We start from the raw sequence: 6,725 nt of genomic DNA, 5'->3' as shown, positions 1-6,725 counted from the left end.
AGTTCTTACGCCTTTTCTTCGGGAAACTTGGCAGTGGAGCAGGGGAGCAGGGGAGCAGAGGGGCAAGGGAGCAAAGGAGCAGAAATTCTTCCTAACTCCCAATCCCCAATGCCCAATACCGAAGCCTTCAAGCAACGCTTGGCACAAATGCAAATTGTCCTGCACAATCAAGACAACCGCGAACACGACTTACTCGATTCTGATGATTATTACCAATTTCAGGGTGGCTTAACAGCGGCGGTGCGTTCTCTACAGGGGAAAAATCCTCAAACTTATTTTGGAGATAATTCTATACCCGCCCAACCACGCATTCGCCAACTGAAAGCAGAAATTGCACGAGTGTATCGTTCTCGCGTAGTTAATCCCAAGTGGATTGCAGGAGTAATGCGCCACGGATACAAAGGAGCCTTTGAAATGGCGGCGACGGTAGATTATCTATTCGCCTACGATGCAACCGCAAAATGTGCTGAAGATTACATGTATCAAGGCATAGTAGATGCTTATTTACTCGATCCAGTTGTTGTAGAATTTATTCAGCAAAAGAACCCTTACGCACTGCGTGATATTGCTGAAAAATTATTAGAAGCACACAAGCGCAATTTGTGGGAGGATGTAAATATAGGAACATTAGAAGCTTTGAGGAACCTAGTACATCAAGCTGAAGCAGTTATCGAAGAAAAATCAATGGTGTAGGAAATAAACATGGAGAATCTTGCGTATTTGCACCTAGCTTTCGCCTACGAAGACAGCACACCCAGTGAATTGGTCCCCCTAAGTTCTTTGTTTAAGGACGCAGCTGCACCAGACTGGAAACGGCTTTCAGGTAGGGCTTGGAAGTATATGTTGCCCCTTGCTCTGTCTTTATCTATTCTTGGCGCTGTCAGTAGCGTCATGGCACTGGAAAAAGGCGATCGAGGCCCTTCTGTTAGAAATCTACAACAAAATTTGAAAACAGCAGGTTTTTACCAATCTTCTGTTACCCAAGTATATGACGCATCCACACAAGATGCTGTGCGGCGCTTCCAAAAGGCCGCTGGTTTACCTGTGGACGGCATTGTTGGAGCAAGCACCCTGCAAAAATTAGAAAGTTGGCAAGCGAAAAAGTCCACAACTGTGGCTACACAAGCTAAAAAAACTACTGCTGTAAGCGCACAAGCTAAAAAACCTAGTACTACTAATTCAGCTAGTTCAGCCACCAGCAAGCGCCGCAATTCCAACTACCTTGCAAAGGGAGATGAAGGTGAAGATGTCAGAGCTTTGCAAGAACGTTTAAGAGTCGCAGGCTTTTATTACGGAAACGCTACAGGCATATTTGGCCCAATTACTGAAGAATCTGTCAAGCGGTTCCAAGATTCTTACAAATTAAGCGTTGATGGAATTGCTGGCCCAGCAACATTGAATAAATTGCCGGGAGTTGGCATCGGTGATGGAGAAGAGGCTCCCAAAAAGGTAGTCAATCGAGACAAACTTCGTGTAGGCGATCGCGGTGAGCCAGTTAGAATTGTTCAAGAACAATTGATCCAGGCAGGATATTTAGAGGGAGAGCCAAATGGCTACTATGGCCCCTATACTGCCGATGCTGTACGCCGATTTCAGGCAGCTAACTTCTTGACAGCAAGTGGTGTTGCTGGCCCAACTACACGAGCTAAGTTATATAGCTCAGTTAATACTGCTAGCAAAAGCGAATTTAATACCCTAGAAATCCAAACCCGACTACGAGAGCGAGGTTTTTATAAAGGCAAGTTGAATGGTGTGATGGCTGATGACACCAAAAAAGCGATTAAACAAGCCCAGGAATTCTACGGCATCAGTCTCAAGGATCTTAAGAGCGGACGCTTTTAACATCCGCTTTGGTGTTTTTAGTATCACTTCCCAACTGGTTGCTTGCCTCTAATAACAGTAAATTACGAACTGCTCAGAATGCCAATTCTTTGGTTAATTTGAGTAGTTTCGTCTTATTTATCCACCCAAGTGCTAAAGCGGCATCAGCGCCCGTTGGCACTTGGGACAGACTGCATGAATAGTCATTTGACAGTCTAAGAGGTGAAAACCTTCTTTTTGAGCGGTTTTTGACCCAATTTTTAAAATTGAGTCATTTTTAAACTCAATAGTTGAGTTGCATCGAACACAAATTAAGTGATGGTGATGGTGGGGATAGGGCTGGTTGATCTCATAATGCTTATGTCCCTCGCCCAATTCTAGTTCTCGTAAAATTCCCATCCTTGCCATCAACTTCAAAGTCCGATAAATAGTTGACAGACTGATCCCTTCACCATCAGTTTCTAGCCGATGATAAAGATCCTCAGCACTCAGATGTTCACCTTGCGGAAGTTCTTGAAAAATGTGTAAAATTGTTTCGCGTTGGGGAGTTAAACGCCAGCCTCGGTCGTTCAATTCTGCCTTAAGTGAAGTAGTTGTGTAGACGGTCATACTAATATTTCTCAACAAATATCGTTAATTGAGAATATAACAAATCTTTTGAGCAATTTGCAACAATCATTGCTTATTGACAATATTTACTAAATATTTAAGAACAATTTATAAAATCTGACTCAAAATTCAAGTAATAAGCTGTATTGCATTTAATTTGCATACAGCTAATAGTTAAGATGTTTGTAACGATTACATCCCTTGACTTTAAATTTTAAATGAGTGAATTTTGAATTGCTGAGTTTATCCCTACCCTTAAGATATCTGAGCAAAGGTTTAGGGAAACTCTTGTAAAATTAAATACAAATTATTAGCTACAAGCTTCTAAGAGACTTTTGACCTGGGAATCAAATCAGCTTTTTGTCCCTAGTCATTTGTCAAGTGTAATTTTCTAATGACAAATGACTAATGACAAATGACTAACTTAGAGACTCCAAATAGTCGCGGATGAGGTTGCGGCGCTTGGGTTGACGTAGCTTTTGCAAAGCCTTGGATTCAATTTGTCTGACTCGTTCGCGCGATAAGTCAAGAGCGCGGCCAATTTCTGCTAAAGAATAAGGATGACCATCTGCCAAACCAAACCGCATCAGAATTACATCGCGCTCCCGGCTAGTCAAATCTGACAGAAGATGATGCAAATCTCTTTGTAAAGATTCTCGCATTAACATCTCTTCTGGAGTTACACTGTCAGTTTCGAGTAATTCGCCTAATTCAGTGTCTTTATCTTTTCCTACTTTGGTTTCCAAAGAAACGGAGCGCGGAACCCGCAACAAAACTTCTCGTACTTGGGTAGGTGTCATCTCTAACTCAGTTGCTAAATCTTCTAGAGTTGGGGTGCGACCTTTTTCTTGAGCAATTTTGCGTTGGGCTTTTTTGATTTTGTTTAACTTTTCGGTAATATGAACCGGTAGGCGAATCGTGCGACTAGAAGTAGCGATCGCCCGTGTAATACCCTGACGAATCCACCAGTAAGCATAGGTACTGAAGCGATAACCCTTAGTTGGGTCAAATTTTTCTACAGCCCGCTCCAAACCTAATGTACCTTCTTGGACTAAATCCAACAATTCCAAACCACGATTTTGATACTTCTTAGCAACAGACACAACTAAGCGAAGATTCGCCTTAATCATGTGTTCTTTTGCTTGCAGTCCTTGGGACTGAACTTGCTCCAACTCTTCTACAGTCAACTTGGCGATTTCAGCCCAGCGACGTTTCCCATTTGCCAAAGTCGGTCTGAGATCGGATAAAATTATGTCAGCAGTGGCAGCCCATCTTTCCAAAGACGGGCGATGTCCTAGTTCCGAGGTTAGACGTTCTTGAACTTCAACTAACCTTAGATAGGGTGTAATCACTTCATCCCCTTGCTTGGCGGCATTAGCAAGTACTATCCGCATCCGCAAGTAGCGTTGGACTTTTTGAGCTTCTGAAACCTCTTCATCGCGCCCCAACAAGCGAACCCGACCAATTTCTTGAAGATATAGACGTACTAGGTCTGTACTCCGACGGTTGGTGTTAGCAGCAAAGTTAGCATTGTCAACAGAAGCCATCTCTAGCTCCTGTAAATCATCTACCGATAACTCACTTTCATCAACCGTGAGATCCGAGTCCAAAGCCTGACTAGACTTTTTGGTGTTGTAGGGGGCGTCTGTATAAAAAGATGTTGCTGGCATAAAGATCGTCTCAATGGCTCCAGGTAACAATAGATTTCGGTCAGCTTAGATTACGGTCAGCTATTCAACTGTTGCTATTGTTCCCGTGATTCACGATGAACTAACATGGTTGAACGTTCCATTACAATTTTTTTAGAAATTAACTGTAAGGGTTTTATTGGATACAGTATTACTGAACTTAATCGGCTCTAAACTTTTGATTCAACCAATAGCTATTTAAATTCACAGCTAGGCTTTCAATATTTCAACTACTTAGTTAACATTTCAACTTTGATGGTTTTTTGATAGTAACTTTTGTAACACAGTATAAACATCCTTCAGTGAATGTCATCTTTATAATTGGCATAGTCACATTTACATGGCGACAAAAGTAATATCCTGACGATTTACCAATTTTTTCTCAGGATTATTCAGGTATAAGTAGAACTAATAGATATCGGGGAAGTGATTAGCATTAACGGCAAAAATTCTCTCGACACGGAGATAGAAGATGCGGATAAATTATCAAATCCTCTCTCCGTGTCCCCGCATCCTCTTGTATGTCAGCTTTAGTCTGCCAATTTCAACTTGACAGACTACTAGTAGTCCATCAAGCTACCGAAAGCCTGGTATGTAGTAAGCACTTCAGTGCTTAAGAAAATGACTTTAGTCCTTACTACAAACTTATTTACGCAGCATAGTTGACTTGACTAGACTAACTAACTAGTAGTTATACTCTGGCTTTATATCTCGCAACATCAGTTCATCAAGTGCTTGTCCGGGTGTGATTTCGCCTTGAAGTAACCGATAAACTTGCTCGGTAATTGGGACTGCGATGTTTTGTTGCTTGGCTCGTTGCATCAAAACTCGACAAGTATTGACTCCTTCAGCAGTTCCTTGTAAATTTGCGAGAGTTTCTGTAAGTGACTTACCACCAGCTAGCTGATAGCCGACTTGGTAATTGCGACTTAAGGGACTATTGCACGTTGCTAACAAATCTCCTAGACCTGATAAACCATAAAATGTTTCCGTTTTAGCGCCCCAGTTGTTGCCGATGCGAACCATTTCTGTCAGTCCACGGGTAACTAAAGCAGCTTTGGCATTGGTTCCCAGTTGTAAACCATCGCACACACCCGCTGCGATCGCAATCACATTTTTCAGTGTTCCCCCTAGTTCTACGCCCAAGGGGTCGGGATTGGTATATACCCGGAAACGATGAGAAGAAAATACTAACTGCACTACTTCCGCAGCCGTGGGAATATTACTGGCTACTACCGTGGCTGCTGGTAATTCCATTTGAATTTCTTTTGATAAATTAGGCCCAGACAAAACAACCACTGCATGGTTAGGGAATATTTGTTGCCAAATTTGTGAAGGCGTGCAGGTGGTTTGAGGGTCTAAGCCTTTCGTCGCTGTCACAAAAATTGTCTCTGGAGAAAGGGGGAAAGACTCAACTTGGGAAGCAACATCTCTCACACCAATCATTGAGATAGCGGACAGGACTATTTGGACATCTTGTAAAACTGCTTGGATTTGGGAACCTTGACGCGACCACACGCGCACCTGATGACCATTTGCAGCAGCGAGATTTGCCAGAGATGCACCCCAAGCACCTGCACCAAGAATTGCGACGGAAAGTTTTGTGTTGGAGTACATCTGCTCACTCATAATTCCTAATTCCTAACTCCTAACTTTTGAGCGTGGGTAACGTTCCATCAATTCCCTGACTTGTTCAGCATGATATGAGCTTCTTGTCAATGGTGAAGAAACAACTTGTAAAAATCCGATTTCTTCGCCGAATGCCTTCCAGTCAGCAAATTGTTCTGGATTGACAAATTCGTTTACCTGCAAGTGTTTTTGACTGGGTTGGAGATATTGCCCAATGGTCAAAATGTCGCAATCCACGGTTCGTAAGTCTTGCATGACTTGGCGAATTTCGGCATCAGTTTCACCGAGTCCAACCATGATCCCGGATTTAGTGTATGTGCTAGGAGAAAGTTGACGAGTGCGTTGCAATAATTCTAATGTGCGATCGTAGTTTCCTTGGGGACGCACCCGGCGATATAGGCGTGGAACAGTTTCGGTATTGTGGTTTAATACCTCTGGCGCAGCTTTTAGAATCGACTCTAGAGCATTCCAATTACCGCATAAGTCAGGAATTAGCACCTCAATTGTGGTGTGGGGTGAAACAGAGTTAACTGCATCAATACACGCCATAAACTGAGATGCACCACCATCAAGCAAGTCATCTCGGTTTACAGAAGTGATGACTACATGATTAAGGTTCATGCGGCGAACAGCTTGGGCCAGACGTGTAGGTTCCGTGGGGTCTAGTGGTTTGGGTTTTTTCTCAAAATCAATATCGCAGTAGGGACAAGCGCGTGTACAAGCCGGGCCCATAATCAAAAACGTGGCAGTCCCAGCATTGAAGCATTCACCAATATTCGGACAGGACGCTTCCTCGCAAACTGTATTGAGGGCTAAATCCCGCAAAATTTCTTTAACGTTACCGATGCGCTCACGTCCAGGTGCTTTTACCCGCAACCAGTCTGGTTTTACAGTCACAATCCGCTTTTACCACTAGAGTTATATAAACTCAATCCTAGCAAGCAAAGTCTTTGATGAAGCGATCGTATATAGATGTAA

The 6,725-nt window shown here is 42.9% G+C and carries 6 protein-coding genes; 2 read left to right on the top strand and 4 right to left on the bottom strand.

Features of this window, described 5'->3' with window-relative positions:
- The coding region (locus ACFE93_RS24335; RefSeq protein ID WP_375477042.1) for a cobaltochelatase subunit CobN at positions 1–693 on the top strand (693 nt) is incomplete at its 5' end.
- Between the two features lie 9 nt (positions 694–702).
- Complete coding sequence (locus ACFE93_RS24330) at positions 703–1,842, top strand: peptidoglycan-binding protein (protein ID WP_375477041.1); 1,140 nt, start codon at positions 703–705, stop codon at positions 1,840–1,842.
- Positions 1,843–1,974: 132 nt separating this feature from the next.
- Here ACFE93_RS24330 and ACFE93_RS24325 read toward each other — a convergent pair whose 3' ends face one another.
- From ACFE93_RS24325 to lipA, 4 genes are all read right to left on the bottom strand, one after another.
- The gene (locus ACFE93_RS24325) at positions 1,975–2,430 is read right to left on the bottom strand and encodes a Fur family transcriptional regulator (RefSeq protein ID WP_292844215.1); all 456 of its coding nucleotides are present in this window, start codon (positions 2,428–2,430) and stop codon (positions 1,975–1,977) included.
- Between the two features lie 419 nt (positions 2,431–2,849).
- Positions 2,850–4,100, bottom strand: coding sequence for an RNA polymerase sigma factor SigC (gene sigC, locus ACFE93_RS24320; protein ID WP_375477039.1), 1,251 nt, complete (start codon positions 4,098–4,100; stop codon positions 2,850–2,852).
- A gap of 702 nt (positions 4,101–4,802) precedes the next feature.
- Positions 4,803–5,735, bottom strand: a complete 933-nt coding sequence (locus tag ACFE93_RS24315) for an NAD(P)H-dependent glycerol-3-phosphate dehydrogenase (RefSeq protein WP_375477044.1) — start codon at positions 5,733–5,735, stop codon at positions 4,803–4,805.
- 24 nt (positions 5,736–5,759) lie between these two features.
- Positions 5,760–6,644 carry a lipoyl synthase gene (lipA, locus tag ACFE93_RS24310; protein WP_375477037.1) on the bottom strand — a complete coding sequence of 295 codons (885 nt, stop codon included), beginning with the start codon at positions 6,642–6,644 and terminating at the stop codon, positions 5,760–5,762.
- Positions 6,645–6,725: the final 81 nt, after the last annotated feature.

The sequence above is a fragment of the uncultured Nostoc sp. genome, assembly GCF_964247315.1.
Classification (GTDB): Bacteria; Cyanobacteriota; Cyanobacteriia; order Cyanobacteriales; family Nostocaceae; genus Nostoc.
The sequence above is the reverse complement of the archived record's forward strand: the minus strand, read 5'-3'. Positions and strand labels throughout refer to the sequence as shown.

Coding starts and splice junctions, on each gene's coding strand:
- ACFE93_RS24330 (WP_375477041.1), top strand. CDS start 703: ATGGAGAATCTTGCGTATTTGCACCTAGCTTTCGCCTACGAAGACAGC.
- ACFE93_RS24325 (WP_292844215.1), bottom strand. CDS start 2,430: ATGACCGTCTACACAACTACTTCACTTAAGGCAGAATTGAACGACCGA.
- sigC (WP_375477039.1), bottom strand. CDS start 4,100: ATGCCAGCAACATCTTTTTATACAGACGCCCCCTACAACACCAAAAAG.
- ACFE93_RS24315 (WP_375477044.1), bottom strand. CDS start 5,735: ATGTACTCCAACACAAAACTTTCCGTCGCAATTCTTGGTGCAGGTGCT.